A 24,332-nucleotide genomic window follows, 5' to 3' on the forward strand; every position below is an offset into this window, starting at 1 on the left:
CATAATACATTAAATCTACAATGTCTTAACTGCTTCATAGAATATAGGCAACCATTTTTCCGGATCATTCCCGTATTTTTCTCTAATTTGATCGAGTAGTATAACAGTTTCCACTCTACCCGATAAAACACTAATTATATTATTCATACCGTCTAAATTTACTTTAGCAACTACTGCATCTACTCCTTGTTTTATCAAAAAGTAACGTGTTGTAGGATCGGTAGTTTTAATTAAAACATATTCTCTCTGACTTAACATAAAAGCACTACGATAAATATCGGTAGCTTTAAGGTTAGGCAGGAAGATTTGCGTAGCCGTCTGCTGAATTAACGTATCACTAATTCTACTTTTTGCTGCATCTTCTACGCTTTGAGTAGCAAATATAACAAAAGTATTTAGTTTTCTCAACACTTTTAACCAATCTTTGATTTTAGGAGCAAATACTGGATTATCAATTAAAGCCCAAGCCTCATCAAGTACTATCATAGTTTTTTGTCCATCCAAAGAAATATTTATACGATGAAAAATATACAACAACACCGGAGCAAGGCTTGTTGGGTCTTTAAGTAATTCAGTCATATCAAAACCAAATACCCTAGCTTTTTGCAAATCAATATCATCTATTTCGTTATCGAATACTTTAGCGTGAGAGCCATTTCCAACCCACATCGCAATTCTACTTGCTATACTATCTGGTGTATCGATGCCAAGAAACGCTACTACATTACTAAGCCGTCTATCTTTTTTCTCCAGCCTAAAATTACCACTCACTGCTTGCGATAATATCTTATTATCTTGTGCTGTTATACTCTCACCATTAGAAGTTACAAGAACCCTTAACCATTCTAAAATAAACGTTCTATTTTCACTAGTGTCTTCAAGCTGCAATGGGTTAAAGTTACATTTTAAACCTGGATCTATAATTGTATAAACACCGTTTAAAGCTCTGATAAATATTTCAGCACCACGATCTTTATCAAAAAAGAACATACGTGGTTTGAATTTTTGTGCTTCAGCACATAAGAAATTCATAAGAACAGTTTTACCGGCACCAGTCGGACCTATGATTAAAGTATGCCCAACATCTCTTACATGGAAATTAAAATAGAACGGAGTACCTGAAGTTGTATCGAGCACTGTGACATATTCGCCCCAATGGTTATCTCGCACTTTTCCAATAGGATAGTTATGTTGAGAGGCAAAACTAGCCATATTAAGGGTATTTATAGTGGATGTACGAACTATATACTCCATATTTCCTGGAAGCTGTCCCCAATAGCTAGGTTCCATGTTAATTTTTTCTCTAACAGGCTGAATTCCTGAATTAGAAAGTTCAACAGATGCCATTGATAATATATCTTCTAAAGCTTTAATACTATTTGCAGAACATAAAAGTGATAGATGATGTTCTCCAAAACCAATATCACCACTAGTTGCCATATCAAGTGCTGTTGATATTTCAGCAATTTGTGAAGTAGCCTTATCACCTGCCTGTATCATTCTATTTTGCTGTAATTGCATTTTACCAATTGCTACGGTTCTGTTAGCAAATATAAAACTTTGAGTCATCACAAACTCAAATGGCATTTGCAAAAATCCATCAAAAATCCCTGCAGAAGTATTAGGTCCATATTCAAGAATACTTATTATTCCAGCATATTTAGTTCCAATCGAACTTCTTGTCTCAATAGTACGAGACTCAAAAAACAAGCGATGTGTTGGTAAATATTCATCAATAGTACCACGCGGTACTGCTACTGGACCTGGTGAGTCGCCGCAATTAACCAAAGATGAGAGAAATTCTAGCATTTCACAATAATTACCTGTAGGAGTTTTACGAACTCCAAGAATCCTAGCCCCATAACTTCTAAATGTATTAACTATTCTGTTTGATATTTCTTGGAGATTGTCTTTCATCTCTTTCATGTCATTTTCCCAAGCATTTTTATTAGATTTTTGTCTAAGCTTCTTTAAAAAATACTCAACTATAGCAGCACCACCAGTATCAGGCTTGTATAAAATACTGACATATAATTCATTAAAAAATGATCTAGCACCTGCGTGTTTTTTACGCCATTCTGCTCCGAGATACGTAATAAAATCATTTGGTACTTTTACAGTAGGATCATAAGTAAATTCTGTGTCATCAAATATTACTGCTTTACGTCTTCTGATAGTATGGAAATATACCACAATATTTCCTGAAGCCATGTTTTTAAGTAAGGCATTCCGTATATTCTTTTTAATATCTAAATCTTCATCATCGGCTGTTTCAAAAGAAAAGCCGTTTATTTTAATAACTTGTAAAAGCGAATTATCTTTAGTTAAAATGGTATTACTATCCCAATGACATTTATAAGGGATAAAATGTGAAGTAGGTCTATCTTGTTTAGACCTTAATTCTTTAGCGGCTCTAGTTCTAAATAACTTCATTACATAACCTAATTTAACTATTTTGATTTTTGGTTCTTATGATGTCATACTGTGGCTTGTACCTGTGGTATCTTAAGACGGAATCTATAACATAAGACCCCGTGATCAAGTCACGGGGTGACAATAAAATCTAGACTCTGTAGACAAACTACGAAATGCCATCAAATTCAAATTCCGTATGAATTTGCCCCATAATAAAATTTATTAGGACATTGGCTAGTTCTTGACATCTTATTTAAATATAATTCTATAAATCGTGGCTCTTTAAAGCATATAATATAGGCTATTAAATGTAGACCTGCTGCAATGAATAAAATCATAATGCCGTTATTCCAAATAAATACTATCATAGTCATGATCATATTTAACGCCGCAAATTTAATACTCACACCGAATATCATGGGCGGTCTAGTTAGCCCTACAAATAAAAGATCGGTTGCTAATGTTCCTGCCATATACTTTTCCTCTTTTATATTTTTTATTCAATAATAAACATAAACTTAAAAATTATTAATATAAATTTATATTTTTATTTGCAAACATAGTTAATAATATTGAGTTTGGTATTTTACTATTAACAAAATGTACATTATTACCTACACTTTCAATCACCTTAATTGCTATTTTAATTAATTCTTCTTCTAAATAGTGATTACTATCATTTAGCATTGATTTTAATAAATTAGCATTTTGTATTTTCATATTATACTGAAATCCTCTAAATATCTGGGACATTTCATATGGAAATATTAGATGTTCTGCTCCTAAAGTAACAGCAATTGTTGCAGCAGTTAAATTAACATTTAGTAAATGGGTCTTTTCTTGGTCATCATTAGCGAAAGGAGTTATCACAGGTATAATATTACTATCTTCAAAATTTAATAGAATTTCTGGATTAACTATAATAGGCTCGCTTACAAAGCCAATATCTATAACGTCACGATTTGCAACTCTTCTATTTGATAATTTTGATTTTCTTGCTTGTAGTAAATTTGCATCTTTCCCTGAAATACCAACCGCATAACAACCTTTATTATTAAGTTTTGTCACTATAAGCTTGTTGACATAATTTGATAATATTTCCATAATAATAGGATTATCTACGGAACTATTTTCACTTACTTTATTAAATTTTTTACTGAAATTTTTATCTAATTGTGATATTAAAGATAGATTTCCTAAATCTATCTGGTCATGTATTATATAGATTTTAGCACCGCACATCTCAAGCAGTTTGATAGATTCTATAAAAGAAGCAAATAACTTCTCATTAATAATAATATTGATTGGTAACTTTAGAACTATCGCTTGATTTCTAAGCTCATTACTACATGTGATTATATCCCTAATTATAGTAATGCCGCCTAATTCAGAAATATTATCTATTTCTTTACTTTTCAAGTTTGATGCATTTTGCCAAACTAGTTTTAAGTTCTCCTGCACCTTCTTTACTCCTACTACTTACATAAATAAGATTACATGAGTAGTTTAAAGTTGCAAGAAAATTCTGTGCTTCTAGGTTAAGGTTTTTACGATCCGTAGCTTTATCAGATTTTGTAAAAATAATTTGAAAATCTCGCTGATTTGCAAGTAATAACTCTGCTACTTTTTTATCGTTTTCCTTAATTCCCCTTCTTGAATCTATCAATAAGTTAACTAATTTTAGATTGTCACTATTGCGTAAGTAATGATTAATTAATATTTCCCACTGCTCTTTAACTTGATTTGGAACTTCTGCAAAACCATAACCTGGTAGGTCAACTATTATAAGTTTATCTACAAGATTAAAAAAATTAATTTGCCTAGTACGCCCCGGGGTATTAGAAACTTTAGCAAGGTTTTTGTTATTACATATAGTATTTATTAAGCTTGATTTACCAACATTCGATTTACCGACAAAAGCGACTTGTGGCAACGCAAAATTAGGAAGTTGCTTTATATCCATAGCACCAGCTACAAATTTGGCTTGATGACGAAAAAGCTTATTATTACCTACTACTTTTTTATTAATTACTTTTTCATCAATCATAATTTTGCAACCTATATTATATGTCCTGTGTTATCCTGTAGCACGATTGCCGGCGTGGATCAGTTTCTCCGTCATTGCGAAAAGAAACTGTAAGTTTCAACGAAGCAATCTTAAGAATGTTGTATTACTCCATAAGATTGCCAATAGTATCGGGCAATTATTATTCTATGTCATTCCGACTTAAGGCTTGCTTGCGTAGATTGAAAAACGTAGTCGTTGTCATCCTGTGGCGGCATTGCCTGCGTGATTCCGATGTCATTCCTACGAAAGCAGGAATCCAGGAAAAAAAGCATAAATACAGCAAATTTTTAAAATTAAAAGCTTAGGTTATCTCGCTTTATACTAGATTCCTGCTTTCGCAGGAATGACATCCAGGACTTTTTTGATCCACGCAACAATGCCTCCTGTGGCTTGGAAACTAGATCCAAAAAATAATAAAAAATACTGATTTTATTAGTATTTTTAATTGGATCTAGTTCATAAATCACGGGATGACAGGGGAAAATGATCTAGGCGGGCAAAGCCAAACCGTTCTACACAACAATTTTACCACAAGGTAACAATAAAAAAATTGAAATAAAAATATGGTAGCGGGGGCTGGATTTGAACCAACGACCTTCAGGTTATGAGCCTGACGAGCTACCGAGCTGCTCCACCCCGCAATAATAGAAAATTGATTACTTTGTTTATTAATGTTGTAAACAAAGATTGATGACATAAATGATTAGAGCAAACTAATCTCTAACATCATAAACTACGCAAATGAAATAAGCGTGGTAACCTCATAAAGCAGAATTTTTGAAATTGCCTCCACCCTCTACAATGCATCTCCTCGCAATGACGATCTTAACTAGCTTCTTTTTTTTGACTACCGAAAGAAAGACCGGAGAATCTTTTATTAAAATCACTAACGCTTTTGTTAGACTGATTTACTACATTTCCAATATCTTTATTCCATGCTGGGTGTTTTCTGAAATCAACATCCATTAAAATCTCACCTACAGGATGAGTTGACATTGTTTCAAAAACATCACTTCCAACCTTAATTAAAAACTTTTTATAGTCTGGATGTATCCCATTTTTCATAATGATTTTGCCACCTTAGTCTGAATTATTTTTTTCTTAATAGCTTTAGCTGTAGTGGATAAAGCATCATTATTAGCTTTTAACATATATGCATCAAACCCGCCAGCTTTTTCAACTGAACTTATACATCTAGCACTAACTGATAATCTATATTCTGCGGTTGTTATATCACTTATAAACTTAACCGATCTTAAATTAGGCTCAAAACGCCTTCTAGTTTTACGCTGTGAATGCGATACATTATTGCCATATAGAACACCCACTCCAGTGAGTTCACATTTACGAGACATAAGCTTAACCTATCAAACTTTGACTTATATAATAGATAAAAAATATAAAGTAATACTTTTATACTGTCAAGAAGTAATTACTAACATTACTTACTTAAATTCAAATAGATAAAGAGAATGAAGCCTTATCTCTTTATCTATATTTGTTCTACAAATTAACTTTTAACTTCACTACCCCTTGACGGCTTTTATATTTTTTATGGGTATAATGATTATACTCAAATATTACATTTATACGCACATAAAAACCACGGGGCTTGCCCCGTGGATGTAGTGCTCCCCATATCTTTCTGCTATGGTGATGTATGCAGATTAGAAAACAAGGTCACTGTGCTTACCAATGTGAGTATCATTTGGTGTTAGTGAGTAAATATAGGCGGAAAATATTCAATGCTGGGAGTTTTGGGTATTTTGAAGCAATACTTAAGCAGGTGTGGGGAAATATACCTGAGATAAAACTATTGACGATAAATCATGATATAGATCATATTCACATGCATCTATCTATACCACCAAAGGTGAGAGTTAGTGATGTGGTGAGGACAATAAAATCTATAACTGGTAGATTATTAAAAAAGAAATTTGAATATATAAGGAAGGCTTATTGGGGTATTGATGGAGTCTGGTCAGATGGATATTTCGTGTCAACTGTTGGAATTAATGAGCATATAATAAAACGATATATAGAGCATCAGGGGCAGGAGGATATGGGGCAAGCACAGCTTGTACTCGACCTATAGGTCGACACAGATACCACGGGGCTTGCCCCGTGGAGTGTTCACATTCTTCTTCGTCAAAAGGACATTACCTCCAATATTATAACCAAATTTAGGCTGTTTTGATAGAATAATCTTCTCTTTTATTATTTGATCATTTAAAATTGCCTTAGCACTAACTTTTGTATCTTTATTATAAAAATGATTTTCTATACTCCCATACAAGCTTGGCATCAGCGTTATATCATTTAAAATCTTTATCGATTTAAATTCTACCTTACCACCTAAACTAGTTGTTAATAGACGATTTGACTTCTTTTGAATCATTAATTTTTGTACAAAATTATTTCCTTTATAACCACTACTTCTTGAATAATCGTATTTTAATCCAATATTTGGTATTAAGTATAAATCATAATTTGTACGATACTTGTAATTTAATAATGCTTCAAAATTAAAGTTATTATTTTGATATTTACTAATAATATTATTAGCAGTTGTGGCTTTATTTTTAATATAATTATGACCAACAGATGCTATAGCTTGCAATGAAAAGTTTTTCGGTAATTCTTTTAAACCATAGACACTAAATAAATGTCCATTAAGTGCGGTCTTAGCAAACCTCTTATTATATTAAAATGCGACTCAATTCTTGAATAAGCCATACCTATTACGTCAGAGCTGTTACTAAGCTCTGTATCCATACCGATAGTTACACCGCTAGTGCATCCTTTATATTTCGGTATGCTTCTCCATGCTTTTTGATTGCTTACTCCGTATAAACCACTGATCCATACTCCTCTGTTTATTACATCCTCTTCATCACCACCAGCAATCGCAGCATTAGGCAACAACAATCTACCATGAATACCCATATGAATAGGTTTATTAGTAATAGAAGCCACTTGATTATGCAAAGTAACTTCTTCAGATATTTGTTTTTTTACAATTAAAGATTCTAGGTTTTGAGATTTTGAATCTAATAAACTTAGCTCTATTATTATATTCTCATAATCTTCTGGTGGACATTTCTCTAGAAATGCTAGAACATTAGGATCATTAAATATAGTTGGAAATAAATCGGGATGTGTTCTTATTATATTAACAAAATCTGGGATCTCTTTTAAAATTTTAAATATATCTATCAAACTTTGATCAAAAGATATTGATGCATTTTCACCATTATTATTTAAAGCAAATAATCCAGTAATTTTTTTACTTTTTAATTCATCTAATTGTCTTTTTGCATCTTCAAGCTCATTAAGTATATCTAAGTTATTAATGTTATTTTCTAAAAATTCAATTCGAGCTAATAATTCTTTGATTCTTTCATTTTCAGATAAATTATTTGTATTTTTCATTACTTGAGAAAGTGGTATATTTGCTGGTGTTAAATTCCAATTATTTTCAGCCCCTATTAAATTAAATTCTATATTATCTATATATTCTTCAGAACCATCTTCTTTTACTATTTTTAATCTTTTTCCTTTTATTTTATTATTATCTTCTATTAAAAACCTTGCGATTACAGCTCGTTTTTTTGCTTCATTTACCACTAGTTTTTCGTAATCTTCATAATTTATTTTACTGTTACTACCAGGTTTAGAAACTTGATAACTGTCCCAACTACTTTCTCCAATTTTTTCAAGTATTTCTTCACATTTTTTAATGTATTCTTCGTCATTTAAGGTTGATCTATCTAGTTTATCTACCTCTCTCTTGTATAATACTGTTTTTTCTTCATAGGCACGTTTATAACCTAAAGCTTTAGTTATTACGTCTTTTTCATATTTTGTAAAATATTTTTCATAACTATTATCACTTATATTATTATTATAATAGTCATTATACTCTATATTATTACCATAAGCTGATTTTATTAATGATTCAGCTTCTGATTTTATTAAATTATAAACTCTTTCTTGTTCTATTTGCTTAAGTTTTGTTGCATCAAAATTCCTATAAGAATTTCCTTTAGAATCTTTTTCAAAACCTTTAATAATATCAATAATTTCATGGGTGAGATCTTTTTCTAAAATCTCTGTTGGCGTACTATACAAAATTATATATTTATAATTTGGATTAAAATTAGAAATATACGTTGAGTTACTACTAGAGCTATTAAAAATTGGATCTACCTGTATATCACCATTAGCACCTTTGGTATAAACTCCTTTAGCTGAGTTTATTCTTTCTAGTAAATCTACTTTAGAATCAAATGATAAATTCTTATTGTTTACTACATCTTTTACTACTGATAAGCGTTTTTTAGCATCATAAAAATCTCCTAAAAGTAGATTTAATAGGATCCTTGTTTCTGCTTCAGCATCAAGTTTAAAACCATAATTATTAGTCTGCTTTTTAGTTTTCCTTTTTAAGCTACTAAAAAAATCTGTTGTACTAAATTCTCCACCTAATTCATCCTTAATATCTTTTGCTGCTGATTTAGGATCAATAGTAGGCGTTGGAGTTACCGGTGGTGGTGGTGGTGGTGGTGGCGGTGGTGGTGGTGGTGGCGGTGGTGGTGGCGGTGGCGGTGGTGGTGGTGGTGGCGGTGGTGGCGGTGGTGGTGGCGGTGGCGGTGGCGGTGGCGGTGGCGGTGGCGGTGGCGGTGGCGGTGGCGGTGGCGGTGGCGGTGGCGGTGGAGTTCCAGCCTCTGCTTTATTATTCAAAGTAAGCAATAATATTCCTGAATTAATTGTCAATAAATTTATTGATATGGCAACAATGAAAGAGTATTCTAACAATTTAGATTTTAGTTTATATGTTAGACTCATCTAGGTTTATCTCATTAATTTTAATTTAAAAGAGGGGAATTATATAATTTTCATTAACTAGAGTCAACGAAATTTATTAATTCTTATTAACTATTAGATTTTTCAGTTATACTATGGCTAAAAAGCCTCACAATAAGATAAAATTTAATTTTTTATAAATAGGGCAAACCTTATGCAAATTTACTTATTTAGCACCATCACCCAAAACAAAGAACTTTTTAAACCTCAAGATAAGACTAATGTAAAAATGTATGTCTGCGGACCTACTGTTTATGATAACCCACATATAGGCAATAGTAGATCGGTGGTAGTATATGATTTACTCTACCGCATACTTATAGAAATATTTGAAGCTAAATCTGTAAAATATGTACGGAATATTACCGATGTAGATGACAAGATAATTGAGAGAGCAGCAACCTCAGGCATTAGCATTAATGATTTAACAGACAAAGTTACAAAAGAATTTCATACGAATATGGAATATCTATTTTGTTTACCGCCTACTATAGAACCAAAGGCTACACAGCATATTGATGTAATGATCGAAATAATAGAAAAGCTAATTAAATCTGGGCATGCATATATTGCAGATGATCATGTTTATTTTGATGTTTTATCAGCTCCTAATTATACGGAACTATCTAACCGAAAATTAGAAGATATGTTTGAGGGTGTACGGGTAGAAAATAGTAAAACTAAAAAGCATCCGCAGGATTTCGTTTTATGGAAACCAGCGAAACCAGATGAAGATGCAAATATGAACTTCAAAAGCCCATGGGGACTAGGACGTCCCGGATGGCATATTGAGTGTTCAGCAATGAGCTATAAATATTTAGGTAAAAACTTTGATATTCATGGCGGTGGTGCTGATTTAATATTTCCGCATCATACTAACGAGATCGCACAAAGTAGATGTGCATTTCCAGATTCCAATTACGCAAAATACTGGGTTCATAATGGTTTTTTAACGGTTAACGGCGAAAAAATGAGTAAATCTCTTGGTAATTTTATTACTGTCAGGGATTTAATGGATAAACAAATTAAAGGAGAGATAGTGAGATTATTTTTATTAAGTACTCATTATAGGCGTCCTCTTGATTATAACAATAAGGCTATAGAAGATGCTAAAAAAACTCTAGATTATTGGTATAGAGCTGTCCAAAATATAAACATGCGGGGGATAGATCACTTACCAAATAATTTCATGGAAGCACTGCTTGACGATATGAATAGTACGCTTGCTATTAAAATAATTAACGACTATGCCAAAGCTATTTTTACAGCTACAAACGACGAAGAAAAGATATCTAATGCCTCTAATCTTATTGCTTGTGCTAATTTTATTGGATTAATGAATGAAACACCTCATGAATGGTTTAATAAAGATGTAGACGAAAATTATATAAATAATCTTATTAATGAACGCTTAGAAGCAAAAAAGCAAAAAAATTGGCAATTAGCTGATCAAATTCGTAATAAATTATTAAATGAAAAAATTATTTTAGAAGATAAGCCTGATGGCACTACTATATGGAGGAAATAATAAGGGCTTGTAAATTATGGAATATAGGTATATAATTTGTAGGCTTATATTTTTAAGCAAATTCACACGTAAGATAAATGTTAGTTTATTAAAATAAATAGTGAATAAGTAGACGAGGGTCAATTTCAAAAAGAGCAAAGAGAATGTAAGCCGAGGAACGGAAGCAGCTACTTAATATAGTTTCGTACCAGAGAACTTACAAAGTCGACGCAGCCAATTTTTGAAATTCTACCTTAGTATACATCTTACGGAGGTATAAACTAACAATACTCAGGAGAAATAAATGTCAAAAATACCACCAGTTAACGTTAAAGATTTATTAGATGCCGGCGTGCATTTTGGTCATAAGACTTCACGTTGGAATCCTAAAATGGCACCTTATATATATGGTGAGCGTGATGAGGTACATATAATTGATTTAAGACAAACAGCATCTTTAATGAATGTCGCTTTAAATGCAATATATGAAACTGTAAAAAATGATGGCAAAGTATTATTTGTAAGTACAAAAATACAAGCAAGCAATATTATAGCAGAATATGCTGAAAAATGCGGACAATACTATGTAAATCATAGATGGCTTGGCGGAATGCTAACTAACTGGAAAACTATTTCAGGTTCTATAGAAAAATTAAATAAATTAGAACAAACTTTAGAAAATGAAGAAGCTTGCATCGGTTATACTAAGAAAGAAATACTTGATATGAACCGCAAGAAAGATAAATTACTTCTATCACTTGCTGGAATCAGAGAGCTACATTCTAAGCCAGATTTAATAGTAATTATCGATACTAATAAAGAACATATTGCAATTAGTGAAGCTGTAAGGCTTAATATACCTATCGTGGCTGTTGTGGATACTAATTCTAATCCTGACCATATAGATTATCCAATTCCAGGTAATGATGATGCAATAAGATCAATTAGGTTTTATTGTAGTTTATTTGCTGATGCTGCACTACAAGGTTTAGAAGAATCAATGAAAGCTTCAGGAGTCGATTTAGGTAGTATCCAAGAACATGGCGATAAAAATTTAGCTCCTAAAAATGTTTCTAAATTAAAACAAGCTAAAAAGTTCTCTAAAACAAAAAATATCAATGAAGAAGCAAATACAGAATTTGAGCAAGCATTAAGTGATGCTGATGAAGATAAAAACTAAATATTCTTGGGATTGTTATATATCATCATTGCGAGCAGCCAAAGTACTTGCGTGGCAATCTAGAAAAAATAATAAAAAATGCTAGCTCATAGTATTTTTAACTGGATTGCTTCGTCAAAACTTACAGTTTTCTCTCGCAATGACGGAAAAACCAAGCCATCCGACAAAATTGCAATTTTTTAAAAAGTATAATTAATTATAGAGATAGGTAAAATATGAGTGAAGTAAATATAAGTGCTAGTGACGTTAGAGAGCTCAGAGAAAAAACTGGCGCCGGAATGATGGATTGTAAAAAAGCCTTAATCGAGACTAAAGGCAATCTTGAAGAAGCTGTTGACTTTTTACGTAAAAAAGGTCTTGCTGCTGCTGCAAAGAAAGCTGGACGTATTGCTGCTGAAGGTTTAACAGCTTCTAAAGTTAACGGATTAACCGGAGTTGTTGTTGAAATAAATTCTGAAACCGATTTTGTCGCAAGAAATGAGCAATTCCAAAGTCTGGTTACAAATATTGCTAATCTTGCAATAAATGTTAAAGATATAGAAGAACTAAAAGCAGCTAAAATGCCAAACGGCAAATCAGTAGAAGAAGACATTGTAGAAAATATTGCTACAATAGGTGAAAACTTAACACTACGCCGTATGGAAGTACTTAAAGTATCCGAAGGAGCGATTGGCTCTTATGTACATAATGAAGTTGTACCAAACTTAGGTAAAATTTCTGTATTAGTAGGTCTACAATCAAGTGCAAAAGATACAGCAAGATTAGAAGCTTTAGCTAAGCAAATCGCTGTTCACGTGGCAGGAAATAACCCACAAAGTATAGATGATTCTGGTTTAGATCAAGCCCTTGTAGAACGAGAGAGAAAAGTATTCTTTGAGAAATCAAAAGAAGAAGGTAAGCCTGACAATATCATCGAAAAAATGGTTGAAGGAAGAATTCGTAAATTCTTTGCTGAAGTTGTACTATTACAGCAAAATTTCTTATTTGATAATAAATTAACTGTTGCTGAAGTAATCAAAAATGCTTCTAAAGAACTTGGTGCAGAAATCCAAGTTACTAAGTTTATCAGATATGAACTTGGTGAGGGTATAGAGCAGGAAGAAAAAAACTTTGCCGATGAAGTAGCAGCTGTGATAAAAGGCTAAATACTTACCTTTTTTATGCAATATCCGTTTTTATTGCATTACGTACAATGTCTTTCCCGCAGAAGTATAATAATATTTTCGCATAAAATTGTAATATTATTAAAATCGTCATTGCGAGGAGCGAAGCGACATAGCAATCTAGAAAAATAATAAAAAATGCTATGCATTTTACTAGATTGCTTTGCCGAATTACTTTGTAATTCTTCTTGCAATGACGGGAAACATACTAATAAAGTTTATTTTTCCTTAACACTACCCTACTTCTGTGAGAATGATATAAGCGATTCATGTAACAACCCCGATTTGATTGCGTGAGCCAGGATAAGCCAAACTTTTATATTTGTATTTCTTATCACTATAGTAAACTTAGTTGAATTTTGTAACAGGCGTGAGAGTAGAACATATACTAATAGGCGAAACGATGAACAACCTGCTATATGCATTTAAATCAGTTTACTATAACTCCAGTTCACAAGCAGCATTATCATATACATCAAAAAAAATTTTTACTCCACAGTTTATAATTATAACTCAATTTTTCTAGAAAAAACTTTTATCTTTTTCAGCATCAAGCTCTATACCAAATAACGAAGAATTTGTAAGAAATCAATAAACTTTGATATTGTTAATTTCTTTTCAATATTTATCCCTTGAATATCTTTATTACTTCATTTGCTTTTCTTCCTACATTCGCAATTGTTTTATATAATTATTATATGTTATAATAAACTTATTTAACTTAAATATGTAAAAATACAATAGTTTTTCAAGTTTAAGTTATAGTTATATTTTTGGTGCAATTAATAATTAACTTTATTTAGGTTTTATGTTATATAAACTGAAATAATAATTATTACTTATATGACAAAATTAACCAAAATAGAATTAAAAGAACTAGTAGAACAAAATGAATATGAAATAAAACTAGTCCAATATTACGATCAGATAGATAGTTATAAAAATTTTGATGATATAACAAAAAATACAGAAATACCAGGGAACTCAACCTACTATAGCTTAATGCGATAAGGTAGTGACTTTTTTAAGAGCATAGTAAACCGCATCAAAAAAGTGCTCAAAATTATAAACAGTTTTTCTTATTTCGTTCTTGATTTTAAACCAGTAATGCTCAATAGGATTTAAATCAGGAGAGTAAGTTGGTAAAAATAAAATACTGCAACCAACAGATTCAATTAACGTTTTCACTTTTGTACTTTTATGAAAATTAATATTATCCATTACTACTATCTGACCAGGCTTTAACTCTTTGATCAATATCTCTTGTACATAAGTTTCAAAAATGTCCTTATTACATGTCCCATCAAATATTATTGGGGCAATAATATCTTTGGCAGACACCCCAGCAATCATACTAATCCGTGATTTATATTGATAGACCCTTTCACCATAACATCTTTGACCGATAATGCTCCACCCGTGTTCTCTACAGCTATTATCTTCTATCCCAGATTCATCGATAAATACTAAATCTTGTTTGTCTATAGTTTTTAGTTTCAATATAAACTCATTCCTTAGACCAACATCTCTTTTGGGATGAAGAAAAGTTTTTTTTATAACTATAACCTAATTTATTAAGCAATCTTGATATCGTACTTGCAGATACTTTTTGACTCCAGTTGTTAGCTAGTTCCATGGTGGTTTTATCAAAATTTAATTCTATAAATTTTTTAAATCCCTCTATGTCTCTTATTATTCTACGATGTCCTGTATGATAACCACTTTTTGCTTTGATATCGCCGGTTTGTTTCTTTAATTTTTTCCATTCTATTATAGTCTTCCTACTAATAGAGTATATCTCAGAAGTCTCTTTTATTGTTTTACCATCTGTTAAACTTTTTATTACTCGTATTCTTAAATCGTATGAATATGCCTTTGCCATAAGTTTTTCATTTAGTATAATCTAACTCATACTCTAAGTCACTATCTTATCGCATTAAGCTATATGTCTGTGCCAGGCTATAAAGCATTAATACAACTATATATGGCTTCACACGATGGTGATCATAAAGAATTAGAAAATTTTAGTGATATGGTAAATTAAGTTGAAGTTTGCGTATTAAAGAATTGAATTAAAGCATTATATAATTGATCAAATTGAGTAATTGTAGCTTTAATCCATCGCTTCATATTGACCCAAAATTTCTCTATTGGATTTAGATCAGGGGAGTAAGGTGGTAAGAATATTATCCTACAACCTACTGATTCTATTAGTTCTTTGGTCCTTTGAGACTTATGGAAAGCAGCGTTATCCATCACTACAACTTGTCCAGGTTTTAGCTCTTTTATTAAAAATTCTCCAACCCAACTTTCAAATAATTGTCTATTACATGTTCCATTAAATATCATCGGTGCTATACACTCTTTATTAACATAACCAGCTATGATATTTGTTCTGTTGTAATATTTACCGCTTTTTTTACCAATAAGTTTTTCGCTTTTTTTGCCCCATCCTCTATCTTTGCAGATATTTATCTCAATACCACTTTCATCAATATATACAAGATGTTCTATTGGTGTATCTTTTATGACCTCTTGGTACTTATCTCGCTTTTCTTGACTTGCTTCCAAGTAGGAAAAGTCTTTTTTTTATAGCTAAAACCTAGTTGCTTTAACCAATAATACGCACCCACAGAACTCATATTAAAATACGTACCCATTTCTAATAATGTGAAATTAGGATTAGAACTCACGTACAACTCAACATCTTGACTTGTTACCCGTCCTTTTTTGCCTCCTATTCTTCTTGCTAAATAATGTCCTTCGGACTTATATCTCTTATACCAATTCCTTACTGTGTTTGCTGCTATTTCAAATCTTATCGCAGTGCTATTGCAGCTATTACCTCTTTCTACATATCCTATAACTCTTTTTCTAAAATCTTGACTATATGATCTTGGCATTTTCCTTTATATATATCATCCCTATACTCAAACCTCAACTTAATTTACTATATACAAGTAAAAGAACAGCAATATAATAATTGTAGTACAAGAGCCCTACGTGAGACTTTACGAGATAATATTTCAACAAAAGAATTTAGGGAATTTTATGAATTTATTTCAAACAATTCTTATTCCGATATGCTAAAAACAGCAGGAATTGAAAAATTAATAAAACAAGAGGATATAAAAGATTTTGAACCAGCTTTGGAAAAATACATTCAGCTTCAGAAAAAAAAGTTTGATATGACTCAAACTAATTTGAAAAAAGAAGAAGATAATAAACTGACTCAAAAGTTTAACGATCTTAAAGTTGAGTATGCAGAAGTCGTTAAAAAAAATTAAAGAATTATTAAGTCAGCAAGGAAAATTATTAGATCAACAAACTAAAATAGTTGACCAGCAAGAACAAGAAAAACTTCTACAGAATCCTACTAATACTAGCCTTAATATGAAAAATCATATTTCTAATTTTAGAGATCAAGGCTTTAATATTTTGACGAAACAACAATTATTAAATGAAACAGCAAACCAATATTCAGAAGAGTTAGGTAAAGAAAGAAGCCAAAACTTATGGCTTAAGCTTTTTAAAGAAAGCTTAAATGATATTGATTTACCTTTAACTAAAGAACTAATAGAACCGGTCAAAAGACATTTTTCAAATTGTCTTGATAAAAGCAGTGATGATAATGAAATATTTAATAAATGGAAAAAGAAGTGTATAGAAGATTTTAGGATAGATCCAATAATCAAGGCACCTATTATAAAGTTGATGATTGAGAATAAAGAAGATTTACCAAAATCAATCAAACATTATGCCAAAAGCGATAATGCAGAAATAAAAAATTTAAAAGTAAATGACATATATAAAAACCTTTTAAAAGAAAATATAGCTCAAAGAGATATTAAAGCAGCTCATCGTCAACAAGAGATGGAAGAAGCTAAAAGACCTCATGAAAAAGCTTATAAAAGATATATTGAAGCAGAAGCTTCTAAAAAAACTCTCGACGATATTAAAAAAACACTAGACTCTCATTTTACAAAAAAACAGTCTAGTCCTAATATAGGACCAAATTTAAAAAAACAAGAAAGTAACAAATCTAATACACGCTAGTTATATTACATAAACGTTTATCATCATCTAATAATTCTAGATTTACCTCCATTAAAGGCATAGGTAGGAGGTGTTTAATAATTTCAGACCATTCTATTAATGTTAAATTACCACCTAATGCCTCTTCAAGTCCTAATTCATAAATTTCTTCAGGCGATTTTAGACGATAAAGATCATAATGATAGATAGTAAAATGAGGGGCTTTATATGTTTGTAATAAGTTAAAGGTTGGGCTTATAATTGAGGTATTGTCACCACAGAAATGTTTAATAATTTCACGACAAAAAAATGTTTTGCCTACTCCAAGATCACCATTTAATAATACAATATTATTAGGTTTTAAGGTTGCAGCAAAAGCCCTAGCAAAATTTTTTGTTTCTTCTTCACTATTTAATATGGTTTGATTATTTAACATTTTGAGACTATAAGCTCGATTTATCTGACTTTGTGCTAGATCCAGTTTCCAAACCATAAGTATGACAATGGATTATAAAAATGACATTACCAATTTTTCAATCTCTATCCGAGCATATCACAGATACTTATAAGACCCAGAAGCCAAACAAAGCGGTTACAGTATGCTGAAATTTGACATACCAAATCTTGAAGTATTAAATTATCTCTAGGAAATAAAAATTTTAGACGGAGTTTTATTTGAAAAAGAGCATGGAGTCTATAAGCCGAGGAGCGGAGCGTACAAAAGTACGTGAGCATCTGAGGATTACAAAGACGACATAGCCAATTTTCCAAATAAAACGAGTATACTATGCTACGAGCTTTTCGCGTAATACTTCTACTAACTTATTAATAGCTTCAGCTGAATCTATGTTTTCAAGGATAGCAAGTTCACCTGCAAGTCTATTTAGAGCTGCTTCATAAAGAGTTCTTTCACTGTAAGAGCGATCATTATCAACATTTTTGTGTAAGTCACGTAATACCTCAGCAACTGCTACAATATTACCTGAGTTAATCTTTCCTTCATATTCTTGAGCTCTTCTGCTCCACATTCTATTACCCTGTTTCGGCTTACCTTGAAGTGTAGAATATATTAAATCTAGATCTTTTTTGCTTGCAACTGCTCTAAGCCCTACAACTGTAGCTCTACTAACTGGTACTTTTAGAGTCATTTTATCTTGAGGAAAAGAGATTACATATACCTTTATCTCAGTACCTGCGATAGTATGGTTCTCTATATTTGTAATTTCACCTACTCCGTGTGCAGGATAAACAATTCTTTGTCCTATTTTAAACTCAGATTTTTGTTGTTCTGTTTTATCTTCGGATTGTACTATATTTGCCATTATTAATTCCTCCGTGGTAATTCTTAGTGCTTAAGAATACAATGTTAGACTATTATCCTGACTAGCATAGCACATTTTGCACAAATGATAAAGCAGATAATTTTATATGACAAATTTATTTACTGTTGAAATAAAGTAAATAAAACCTTATTGTATTGTTAAATCAATATTATAAAGGGTTAAATTATGCGAAATAGTTTTATTACGTTAATATTTCTATTGCTTTTGAGTGGTTGCTCAGAAGAGAAAGTAGTGGAGCAAGAACTATCTGAATCTACAACTCCGGCTCAAGCTTCAACTTCAGATGAAAACAATAGTCAAACCACCGAAATAACAACTCCAGCTGTAATAACTCCGGTTGTGAAAGAACAAATAGAGCAAAAGCCTGAAGTAAAAACTTTTAAGGTTACTTTTAAAATTGATGAAAATGACATGGTTCTTGGGAATAAAGACTCTAAAATAGTTGTAGTGGAATATTTCTCTCCTACTTGCCCACATTGTGCTTATTATCACTCTACAATTTTTCCTGAACTCAAACAAAAATATATAGACACTAATAAAATAGCATATGTTACTAGAGAATTTATTGCTACTAAACAAGATTTAGATGCTTCTATTTTAGCACGTTGTAAAGGTGACTTAAATAGCTTTATGCTATTTCATGATATTATGTTAAAGCAACAAGATAAATGGTCAGTTAGCAATAAATATAGAGAGTTATTAACTGATATAGGTCAGCTTGGTGGCGTTACTCCAGAAGAGTACAAAAAATGTTTGAGCGATGATAGAATTACTGAAACCTTAATTGCTAACACTAATTTTATAACAAAAGCACCAAAATTTATAGGCACTCCTTCTTTCTTTGTTAACGGAGTACAAACTGATAATTATAGTATAAATAGTATTTCAGCAGCAATAGATAAAGCCATAGAAGAATCAAAAAATAAAATAGATTTATAGTGAATAATGATAAATTAAAAGATATTAAAACAAGAATTAATGAGTTAAAAACTGGTAAAACCTCTAATTCTAACTTGCAACAGGAAATAAGTCCGTTTACTATAGCTATAGACTTAGTTTCCGGAACAATGATAGGGTTTGTTATTGGTTTATTAACTGATAAATTCTTCCATTCTAAACCTTTATTTATTATTATATTTACTATAATCGGAATTATAGCAGGATTTAATATAGTCAGGCAAAGACTAATCAGTAAGAAATAACAAAATGCTTCATAATCCTTTAGTACAATTTGATATAAAAAAACTAATAGAAATCAGAGTTATGGATTTCGATATCAGCTTTACTAATTCAGCTGCCTATATGCTACTTGCTAGTGTTTTAGCTTCAACTTATTTTTACTTAGCTTTTTCAAACTCTAAGTTAGTTCCATCAAGATTACAAATAAGTGGTGAAATAATCTATAATCTTGTAACTGATATGCTAAATCAGAATGTAGGCAGCGAAGGACGCAAATTTATTCCTATAATTTTTATGCTATTTGTTTTTATTTTATTTTGTAATTTATTTGGCATGATACCTTATGGGTTTACTGTTACCAGCCATATCATTATTACTTTTGCTTTAGCAATTCTAGTATTTTTAATGGTGACTATAGTTGGCTTTGTAAAGCACGGCATGCATTTTCTTTCTCTTTTCTTGCCTCATGGTACGCCTTTATGGCTTGCTCCACTAATGATCATAATTGAATTATTTACATATCTAGCAAGACCGGCTAGTTTATCCCTAAGGCTTGCGGCAAATATGATGGCAGGTCATATTTTATTAAAAGTAATTGCTAGCTTTGTTGTAACATTGATGATTTACTTGAAATTTCTACCAATACCTCTTATGGTTATATTAATTGGGTTTGAAATTTTTGTTGCAATTCTTCAGGCTTATATTTTTACTATTTTATCTTGTGTATATCTTAATGATGCAGTTAATTTACACTAGAATTTTTTAATTAATTAATTGAGTTTTTTTATGGATATGGTTTCTTTAAAGTTCATCGGTGTTGGTTGTATGGCTATCGGAATGCTTGGTGCAGCTTTAGGCGTCAGTAATATATTTAGTTCACTACTTAGTTCAATAGCTAGAAATCCTTCAGCTACCGAACAGCTTCAGAGAATGGCACTTATTGGTGCAGGTCTTGCTGAAGCAATGGGGCTTTTTTCTTTTGTAATTGCAATGCTACTTATTTTTTCCTAAAATTTGCTTTTAAATAATATGCCTCAATTTGATATTAATACATATTATTCACAAATTTTTTGGCTAATAGTTACTTTTAGCTTATTATATATTTTTGTCTACAAATTTATAGTTCCTAAAATTGAAAGAGTTTTAAATAATAGACAATCCAATATTCAGGATAATATTGCAAAAGCCGATGAATTAGCTTTAGAAATCGAAAAGTTAAATAAATACTACAATGAAGAAATAACAAGAATAAGTACTGAAATAGATAGGTTAAAAAAAGAAAAAATAGATTCTTTAGAAGCAGAATTTTTGATTAAAAAAAGTAATTTAGAACAAAACCTAAAAAAGCTAATAAATCAAAATATTAAAGATATAAAATTAGTTGCAGAAAAGTTTAGAACTAGTAACGTAGATGCAACTATAACTCTTGCTGCTAGTATTATCGAAAAAATCACTGGCAATAAAGCAGATATAAACTTACTAAAAAATATAAAATACAATAATAATGCATTTTCTAGACGAAAGCTTTTGGCTTGCTATTAGTTTTATAATTTTTGTGTGCTTAATTTATAGACCAGCAAAAAAAGCAATTTTAAAATCTTTAGATACGAAAATTTTAGAAGTACAAGAGAGAGTTCTAAAAGCTAAAAAACTAAAAGATGATGCAAAATTATTATTTGAACAAACTGAAGAGCAAATAAAAAATTTAGAAGCTTTGCAACTTCAAATGACAAAAGAAAATAACGAAATCACAGAAAAAATAGTTCAAGAAAAAACTAAAGAAATTGAAGAATTTTTAGAGCATAAGAAAATTGAAACTATTAAATTAATTGAAAGTCAAAAATTATTAGCAAGTAAAGAATTACAAGATGAATTTTCTGATGAAGTTGTTAAACTCGTTTCAGAATATTTTCACTCAACCAAAAATAATAATCTCTCAGAAACTGACATAGCTAAGAATTTAATGGATAAAGTATAATTATTAGTATTACTCACAATGACGATTTGAAGCCGCTTAACATACTTATAATAATAAAATTGTCCGGTATCATAGTTAGGTACCGGAGTACTTATAAAACTTTGTGCCAATTTTTCAATTAAACAGGTATATCACTGCCTAATTAGTCTTTTAGAACTCGGTAGAGTATAGTTTGAATCAGTTGTACGATAAGGGCAAATATCTACTCCACCTCGTCTTGTATATATTATATAGATAGAAAGAAATTCTGGATTTATAGCATTTTTGATATCAGTAAAAATACGCTCTGCACATTGTTCGGCAAATTCATTACAATTTCTAAAAGATACCAAATATTTTAAAAGTGCATCGTGTTTTAACTTTTTTCCTTTATATTTTATTATTATTGTTCCCCAATCCGGTTGCCCCGTTACTAAACAGTTTGATTTTAGTAAATTAGAGTTAAGTTCCTCTTCTACAATAGCATTCTCGCATTTGACTAAGCTATTATCAGGTAAATCAGGGCTATCACACTCTATATCTAAATCATCAATATTGACACCGCTTGGGCTACCAAATTCTATCTTTGTATTTATAGGAAATATTTCTCCTGTCACTTCGGCATGTGTAGACTTACTTAAATCCTGCAAAATAATTCTTTTTAACTCATCGATGGAATCAACAACGAAATTATTAAAAGAATTAAGATATAATTTTACTGATTTAGATTCTACGATATGAGAAGAAGTTGTTGGCACAAAAAAGGTAAAGATCGAAACGCACGGCTTACCTTTTTTATCAAGCCAAGATAGCTCATAAGCATTCCAAATATCTACACCATAAAATGGAAGCTTATCATTAACAAAGCCTAATTCTTTACGATTATCTATGCGTGGGATTTTAAATAATAAAGTTGGATCGTAAGTATCTTTATAAGTACTTTTTTTTCCAAGAGCGGAATTAGATAATGTCATAATATATTAGAGTAAATGAAAAGTTTTTTTGTCATTGCGAGGAGATGCGTAGCATTGATACGGCAATCTCAGGAATTTTATACCACTTCATGAGATTACTACGCAGCCTACAGCTGCTCGCAATGACGATTCAGTATTCACGCAACAACACCTATTTCTAAATGAAAATACATTATGCTCCTTGGGCTAAAGCTTCCTTATGTCCATTCTCATCATACTCTTTTAACATATAACCACGTCCCCAAACTGTATCTATATAGTCTTTACCACCAGCAGCATCGCTTAATTTCTTACGCAATTTACAGATAAATACATCGATAATCTTCATTTCAGGCTCATCAAGACTACTATATAAATGATTTAAGAACATCTCTTTAGTTAAAATTGTCCCTCTACGCAATATTAATAGCTCTAAAATAGCATATTCTTTATTGGTTAAATGTACTTTTTTACCATCAATTTCAACGCTTCTAGTATCTAAATTTACACTGACTTTATCAAATCTAAATACTGATGCAGCATGCCCTTTAGAACGTCTAACTATAGCTTTAATTCTAGCGATTAGTTCTTCCCTAACAAATGGTTTGGTTAAATAGTCATCAGCCCCTGAAGAAAACCCAGTAATTTTTTGATCTGTATCAGTTAAGCTAGATAAGATTAAGATAGGGGTTTTTATCTTTGCTGCACGCAATCTTAGTAATATTTCGAAACCATTAATATCAGGTAACATTAAATCTAAAATCATTAGATCATATCGACCAAGTTTACCTAGCCTTAAACCTTCTAAACCAACCGAAACTTTATCGCAAACTATTCCTTCTGAAGCTAAAGTCAGCTCAATTAGATTAGCCATTTCTGGTTCATCTTCAATTAATAAAACTCTCATTTTATTTTCTCCTAAAATTCAATTTTTATGTTCGTGCTATAATTTAATTACAGTTAATTATTGTTAAATAAATTATAATTTTTTATTAGTGCTTTATACATTTATTAGCAACGTAAGTAAAGAATTTTTAATTATATTGATAAAATTTTTACTATTAAAGTATATTTGTGATTTAAAAATCATGCCAATTAATTAAGTAAAAGGTAAGATTTCATAATAATTAAGCGGTTTTTAGTTCTGATGCTCAGACATTTTCTTATGATATAAAGCTCCAAAATCTATCGGATCAATCATTAAAGGTTGAAATCCCGCATCTTGGGTACAACTTGCTATAATTTTTCTAGCGAATGGAAATATCATTGCCGGACAATGGACTGATAGCAAAATTTGATGCTGATCAGAAGTAATATTAATTAGGTTAAATACACCTGCATATTTTAGCTCTACTTGAAATAGTTTATATTTCTCGTTTCTTGCTACTGCTTCAATATTTAATTCAACTTCATAAAAATTTTCTTCTGATAGGTTAGTGATATTTATATCAAGAGACAAATCAATTTGAGGTCTATGTTCTAAAGCTGCCAAGGAAGATGGAGCATCAGGATTCTCAAGAGAGAGGTCTTTTATATATTGTACATTAACAGAAATATGAGGCATCGCCTCGCTTGCATCGGTATTTATTGTACTCATAAAATCCTTTATTAAGAAAAATTGTTATTAAATATATTATAAAAAATTATACTTTATGTTATCTTAAAG

The 24,332-nt window shown here is 31.0% G+C and carries 28 protein-coding genes, 1 tRNA gene and 1 pseudogene; 13 read left to right on the forward strand and 17 right to left on the reverse strand.

The window, feature by feature from the left end; all coding sequences use genetic code 11:
* Nucleotides 1–15: 15 nt before the first annotated feature.
* The 7 genes from ACICQC_RS08860 to rpmB form a co-directional block, all read right to left on the reverse strand.
* Nucleotides 16–2,433 (reverse strand): VirB4 family type IV secretion/conjugal transfer ATPase, encoded by a 2,418-nt coding sequence (locus ACICQC_RS08860; protein ID WP_395476739.1) that lies wholly within the window; start codon nucleotides 2,431–2,433, stop codon nucleotides 16–18.
* 167 nt (nucleotides 2,434–2,600) lie between these two features.
* Nucleotides 2,601–2,888 (reverse strand): type IV secretion system protein VirB3, encoded by a 288-nt coding sequence (locus tag ACICQC_RS08865; protein ID WP_395476740.1) that lies wholly within the window; start codon nucleotides 2,886–2,888, stop codon nucleotides 2,601–2,603.
* A 55-nt stretch (nucleotides 2,889–2,943) separates the two neighbouring features.
* Nucleotides 2,944–3,876 carry an acetylglutamate kinase gene (locus ACICQC_RS08870; protein WP_395476741.1) on the reverse strand — a complete coding sequence of 311 codons (933 nt, stop codon included), beginning with the start codon at nucleotides 3,874–3,876 and terminating at the stop codon, nucleotides 2,944–2,946.
* Nucleotides 3,824–4,462, reverse strand: coding sequence for a ribosome biogenesis GTP-binding protein YihA/YsxC (yihA, locus tag ACICQC_RS08875; RefSeq protein ID WP_395476742.1), 639 nt, complete (start codon nucleotides 4,460–4,462; stop codon nucleotides 3,824–3,826). Before yihA ends, ACICQC_RS08870 begins: the two co-directional genes overlap by 53 nt.
* Nucleotides 4,463–5,047: 585 nt before the next feature.
* Nucleotides 5,048–5,124: transfer RNA gene (locus ACICQC_RS08880), tRNA-Met, on the reverse strand.
* Nucleotides 5,125–5,308: 184 nt separating this feature from the next.
* Entirely contained in the window at nucleotides 5,309–5,548 is a 240-nt protein-coding gene (gene rpmE, locus ACICQC_RS08885) for a 50S ribosomal protein L31 (RefSeq protein ID WP_395476743.1), read from the reverse strand.
* Nucleotides 5,545–5,838: a 50S ribosomal protein L28 gene (rpmB, locus tag ACICQC_RS08890; RefSeq protein WP_341788463.1), complete on the reverse strand. Its 294-nt coding sequence runs from the start codon at nucleotides 5,836–5,838 to the stop codon at nucleotides 5,545–5,547. The genes rpmE and rpmB overlap by 4 nt, the downstream gene beginning before the upstream one ends.
* Before the next feature lie 305 nt (nucleotides 5,839–6,143).
* On the opposite strand from rpmB, the gene tnpA reads away from it, so the two are divergent.
* A complete protein-coding gene (gene tnpA, locus ACICQC_RS08895; RefSeq protein ID WP_395476676.1) occupies nucleotides 6,144–6,578 on the forward strand; it encodes an IS200/IS605 family transposase in 435 nt (144 codons plus the stop codon).
* Here the strand turns inward: tnpA and ACICQC_RS08900 are convergent.
* Nucleotides 6,573–7,118 (reverse strand): annotated as a pseudogene (locus ACICQC_RS08900) (autotransporter outer membrane beta-barrel domain-containing protein); the annotation flags it as partial. The gene tnpA and the pseudogene ACICQC_RS08900 overlap by 6 nt on opposite strands.
* Before the next feature lie 8 nt (nucleotides 7,119–7,126).
* On the reverse strand, nucleotides 7,127–9,331 hold the full coding sequence (locus ACICQC_RS08905) for an autotransporter outer membrane beta-barrel domain-containing protein (protein WP_395476744.1): 2,205 nt from the start codon (nucleotides 9,329–9,331) through the stop codon (nucleotides 7,127–7,129).
* A gap of 172 nt (nucleotides 9,332–9,503) precedes the next feature.
* Here ACICQC_RS08905 and cysS point away from each other — a divergent pair, with 172 nt between their 5' ends.
* The 4 genes from cysS (at nucleotide 9,504) to ACICQC_RS08925 (ending at nucleotide 14,210) form a co-directional block, all read left to right on the forward strand.
* Nucleotides 9,504–10,877 (forward strand): cysteine--tRNA ligase, encoded by a 1,374-nt coding sequence (gene cysS / locus ACICQC_RS08910; protein WP_395476745.1) that lies wholly within the window; start codon nucleotides 9,504–9,506, stop codon nucleotides 10,875–10,877.
* 283 nt (nucleotides 10,878–11,160) lie between these two features.
* Nucleotides 11,161–12,036, forward strand: a complete 876-nt coding sequence (rpsB, locus tag ACICQC_RS08915; RefSeq protein WP_395476746.1) for a 30S ribosomal protein S2 — start codon at nucleotides 11,161–11,163, stop codon at nucleotides 12,034–12,036.
* Between the two features lie 215 nt (nucleotides 12,037–12,251).
* Complete coding sequence (gene tsf / locus ACICQC_RS08920; protein ID WP_395476747.1) at nucleotides 12,252–13,181, forward strand: translation elongation factor Ts; 930 nt, start codon at nucleotides 12,252–12,254, stop codon at nucleotides 13,179–13,181.
* Between the two features lie 861 nt (nucleotides 13,182–14,042).
* Nucleotides 14,043–14,210, forward strand: coding sequence for a hypothetical protein (locus ACICQC_RS08925; protein WP_395476748.1), 168 nt, complete (start codon nucleotides 14,043–14,045; stop codon nucleotides 14,208–14,210).
* On the opposite strand, the gene ACICQC_RS08930 is transcribed toward ACICQC_RS08925, so the two are convergent.
* The 3 genes from ACICQC_RS08930 to ACICQC_RS08940 all read right to left on the reverse strand — a co-directional run bounded on the left by ACICQC_RS08930 (nucleotide 14,199) and on the right by ACICQC_RS08940 (nucleotide 16,102).
* Nucleotides 14,199–15,081, reverse strand: a protein-coding gene (locus tag ACICQC_RS08930; protein WP_395476749.1) for an IS630 family transposase whose coding sequence is annotated in 2 segments (ribosomal slippage) — nucleotides 14,199–14,753 and nucleotides 14,755–15,081 — 882 coding nt in all. Because the reading frame shifts where the segments join, the coding sequence is not laid out codon by codon here. The two genes, ACICQC_RS08925 and ACICQC_RS08930, sit on opposite strands and share 12 nt — an antisense overlap.
* A 158-nt stretch (nucleotides 15,082–15,239) precedes the next feature.
* Nucleotides 15,240–15,770 carry an IS630 family transposase gene (locus ACICQC_RS08935; RefSeq protein WP_395476458.1) on the reverse strand — a complete coding sequence of 177 codons (531 nt, stop codon included), beginning with the start codon at nucleotides 15,768–15,770 and terminating at the stop codon, nucleotides 15,240–15,242.
* The gene (locus ACICQC_RS08940; protein WP_395476240.1) at nucleotides 15,725–16,102 is read right to left on the reverse strand and encodes an IS630 transposase-related protein; all 378 of its coding nucleotides are present in this window, start codon (nucleotides 16,100–16,102) and stop codon (nucleotides 15,725–15,727) included. Before ACICQC_RS08940 ends, ACICQC_RS08935 begins: the two co-directional genes overlap by 46 nt.
* Nucleotides 16,103–16,282: 180 nt before the next feature.
* On the opposite strand from ACICQC_RS08940, the gene ACICQC_RS08945 reads away from it, so the two are divergent.
* Together ACICQC_RS08945 and ACICQC_RS08950 are read left to right on the forward strand one after the other, a co-directional pair.
* On the forward strand, nucleotides 16,283–16,486 hold the full coding sequence (locus tag ACICQC_RS08945; protein WP_395476750.1) for a hypothetical protein: 204 nt from the start codon (nucleotides 16,283–16,285) through the stop codon (nucleotides 16,484–16,486).
* The gene (locus tag ACICQC_RS08950) at nucleotides 16,461–17,255 is read left to right on the forward strand and encodes a hypothetical protein (RefSeq protein ID WP_395476752.1); all 795 of its coding nucleotides are present in this window, start codon (nucleotides 16,461–16,463) and stop codon (nucleotides 17,253–17,255) included. The genes ACICQC_RS08945 and ACICQC_RS08950 overlap by 26 nt, the downstream gene beginning before the upstream one ends.
* On the opposite strand, the gene tsaE is transcribed toward ACICQC_RS08950, so the two are convergent.
* A complete protein-coding gene (gene tsaE, locus ACICQC_RS08955; protein ID WP_395476754.1) occupies nucleotides 17,242–17,670 on the reverse strand; it encodes a tRNA (adenosine(37)-N6)-threonylcarbamoyltransferase complex ATPase subunit type 1 TsaE in 429 nt (142 codons plus the stop codon). The genes ACICQC_RS08950 and tsaE overlap by 14 nt on opposite strands.
* Nucleotides 17,671–18,019: 349 nt before the next feature.
* Nucleotides 18,020–18,556 carry a CarD family transcriptional regulator gene (locus ACICQC_RS08965; RefSeq protein ID WP_395476755.1) on the reverse strand — a complete coding sequence of 179 codons (537 nt, stop codon included), beginning with the start codon at nucleotides 18,554–18,556 and terminating at the stop codon, nucleotides 18,020–18,022.
* A 186-nt stretch (nucleotides 18,557–18,742) separates the two neighbouring features.
* Between ACICQC_RS08965 and ACICQC_RS08970 the strand changes: the two genes are divergently transcribed.
* The 6 genes from ACICQC_RS08970 to ACICQC_RS08995 are packed head-to-tail and all read left to right on the forward strand — an operon-like array spanning nucleotide 18,743 to nucleotide 21,734.
* Complete coding sequence (locus ACICQC_RS08970) at nucleotides 18,743–19,516, forward strand: DsbA family protein (RefSeq protein ID WP_395476756.1); 774 nt, start codon at nucleotides 18,743–18,745, stop codon at nucleotides 19,514–19,516.
* Complete coding sequence (locus tag ACICQC_RS08975; protein ID WP_395476757.1) at nucleotides 19,516–19,779, forward strand: AtpZ/AtpI family protein; 264 nt, start codon at nucleotides 19,516–19,518, stop codon at nucleotides 19,777–19,779. Before ACICQC_RS08970 ends, ACICQC_RS08975 begins: the two co-directional genes overlap by 1 nt.
* Before the next feature lie 4 nt (nucleotides 19,780–19,783).
* Nucleotides 19,784–20,512: a F0F1 ATP synthase subunit A gene (locus tag ACICQC_RS08980; protein ID WP_395476758.1), complete on the forward strand. Its 729-nt coding sequence runs from the start codon at nucleotides 19,784–19,786 to the stop codon at nucleotides 20,510–20,512.
* Between the two features lie 30 nt (nucleotides 20,513–20,542).
* Complete coding sequence (locus ACICQC_RS08985; protein WP_395476759.1) at nucleotides 20,543–20,767, forward strand: F0F1 ATP synthase subunit C; 225 nt, start codon at nucleotides 20,543–20,545, stop codon at nucleotides 20,765–20,767.
* An 18-nt stretch (nucleotides 20,768–20,785) separates the two neighbouring features.
* Nucleotides 20,786–21,298, forward strand: a complete 513-nt coding sequence (locus tag ACICQC_RS08990; RefSeq protein ID WP_395476760.1) for an ATP F0F1 synthase subunit B' — start codon at nucleotides 20,786–20,788, stop codon at nucleotides 21,296–21,298.
* Complete coding sequence (locus tag ACICQC_RS08995; protein ID WP_395476761.1) at nucleotides 21,261–21,734, forward strand: F0F1 ATP synthase subunit B; 474 nt, start codon at nucleotides 21,261–21,263, stop codon at nucleotides 21,732–21,734. Before ACICQC_RS08990 ends, ACICQC_RS08995 begins: the two co-directional genes overlap by 38 nt.
* 131 nt (nucleotides 21,735–21,865) lie before the next feature.
* Here the strand turns inward: ACICQC_RS08995 and queF are convergent, their stop codons facing one another.
* The 3 genes from queF to secB form a co-directional block, all read right to left on the reverse strand.
* Nucleotides 21,866–22,687 (reverse strand): NADPH-dependent 7-cyano-7-deazaguanine reductase QueF, encoded by an 822-nt coding sequence (queF, locus tag ACICQC_RS09000; RefSeq protein ID WP_395476762.1) that lies wholly within the window; start codon nucleotides 22,685–22,687, stop codon nucleotides 21,866–21,868.
* Between the two features lie 172 nt (nucleotides 22,688–22,859).
* A complete protein-coding gene (gene ctrA / locus ACICQC_RS09005; protein ID WP_011477946.1) occupies nucleotides 22,860–23,573 on the reverse strand; it encodes a response regulator transcription factor CtrA in 714 nt (237 codons plus the stop codon).
* A gap of 231 nt (nucleotides 23,574–23,804) precedes the next feature.
* Entirely contained in the window at nucleotides 23,805–24,263 is a 459-nt protein-coding gene (secB, locus tag ACICQC_RS09010; protein ID WP_395476763.1) for a protein-export chaperone SecB, read from the reverse strand.
* Nucleotides 24,264–24,332 lie beyond the last annotated feature (69 nt).

The sequence above is a fragment of the Rickettsia endosymbiont of Pantilius tunicatus genome, from assembly GCF_964291875.1.
GTDB lineage: Bacteria > Pseudomonadota > Alphaproteobacteria > Rickettsiales > Rickettsiaceae > Rickettsia.

Coding starts and splice junctions, on each gene's coding strand:
- ACICQC_RS08865 (WP_395476740.1), bottom strand. CDS start 2,888: ATGGCAGGAACATTAGCAACCGATCTTTTATTTGTAGGGCTAACTAGA.
- queF (WP_395476762.1), bottom strand. CDS start 22,687: ATGACATTATCTAATTCCGCTCTTGGAAAAAAAAGTACTTATAAAGAT.
- ACICQC_RS08945 (WP_395476750.1), top strand. CDS start 16,283: ATGCTAAAAACAGCAGGAATTGAAAAATTAATAAAACAAGAGGATATA.
- tsf (WP_395476747.1), top strand. CDS start 12,252: ATGAGTGAAGTAAATATAAGTGCTAGTGACGTTAGAGAGCTCAGAGAA.
- rpmB (WP_341788463.1), bottom strand. CDS start 5,838: ATGTCTCGTAAATGTGAACTCACTGGAGTGGGTGTTCTATATGGCAAT.
- yihA (WP_395476742.1), bottom strand. CDS start 4,462: ATGATTGATGAAAAAGTAATTAATAAAAAAGTAGTAGGTAATAATAAG.
- rpmE (WP_395476743.1), bottom strand. CDS start 5,548: ATGAAAAATGGGATACATCCAGACTATAAAAAGTTTTTAATTAAGGTT.
- ctrA (WP_011477946.1), bottom strand. CDS start 23,573: ATGAGAGTTTTATTAATTGAAGATGAACCAGAAATGGCTAATCTAATT.
- ACICQC_RS08940 (WP_395476240.1), bottom strand. CDS start 16,102: ATGCCAAGATCATATAGTCAAGATTTTAGAAAAAGAGTTATAGGATAT.
- ACICQC_RS08950 (WP_395476752.1), top strand. CDS start 16,461: ATGCAGAAGTCGTTAAAAAAAATTAAAGAATTATTAAGTCAGCAAGGA.
- ACICQC_RS08985 (WP_395476759.1), top strand. CDS start 20,543: ATGGATATGGTTTCTTTAAAGTTCATCGGTGTTGGTTGTATGGCTATC.
- ACICQC_RS08980 (WP_395476758.1), top strand. CDS start 19,784: ATGCTTCATAATCCTTTAGTACAATTTGATATAAAAAAACTAATAGAA.
- cysS (WP_395476745.1), top strand. CDS start 9,504: ATGCAAATTTACTTATTTAGCACCATCACCCAAAACAAAGAACTTTTT.
- rpsB (WP_395476746.1), top strand. CDS start 11,161: ATGTCAAAAATACCACCAGTTAACGTTAAAGATTTATTAGATGCCGGC.
- ACICQC_RS08990 (WP_395476760.1), top strand. CDS start 20,786: ATGCCTCAATTTGATATTAATACATATTATTCACAAATTTTTTGGCTA.
- ACICQC_RS08860 (WP_395476739.1), bottom strand. CDS start 2,433: ATGAAGTTATTTAGAACTAGAGCCGCTAAAGAATTAAGGTCTAAACAA.
- secB (WP_395476763.1), bottom strand. CDS start 24,263: ATGAGTACAATAAATACCGATGCAAGCGAGGCGATGCCTCATATTTCT.
- ACICQC_RS08925 (WP_395476748.1), top strand. CDS start 14,043: ATGACAAAATTAACCAAAATAGAATTAAAAGAACTAGTAGAACAAAAT.
- ACICQC_RS08905 (WP_395476744.1), bottom strand. CDS start 9,331: ATGAGTCTAACATATAAACTAAAATCTAAATTGTTAGAATACTCTTTC.
- tsaE (WP_395476754.1), bottom strand. CDS start 17,670: ATGTTAAATAATCAAACCATATTAAATAGTGAAGAAGAAACAAAAAAT.
- tnpA (WP_395476676.1), top strand. CDS start 6,144: ATGCAGATTAGAAAACAAGGTCACTGTGCTTACCAATGTGAGTATCAT.
- ACICQC_RS08995 (WP_395476761.1), top strand. CDS start 21,261: ATGCATTTTCTAGACGAAAGCTTTTGGCTTGCTATTAGTTTTATAATT.
- ACICQC_RS08965 (WP_395476755.1), bottom strand. CDS start 18,556: ATGGCAAATATAGTACAATCCGAAGATAAAACAGAACAACAAAAATCT.
- ACICQC_RS08970 (WP_395476756.1), top strand. CDS start 18,743: ATGCGAAATAGTTTTATTACGTTAATATTTCTATTGCTTTTGAGTGGT.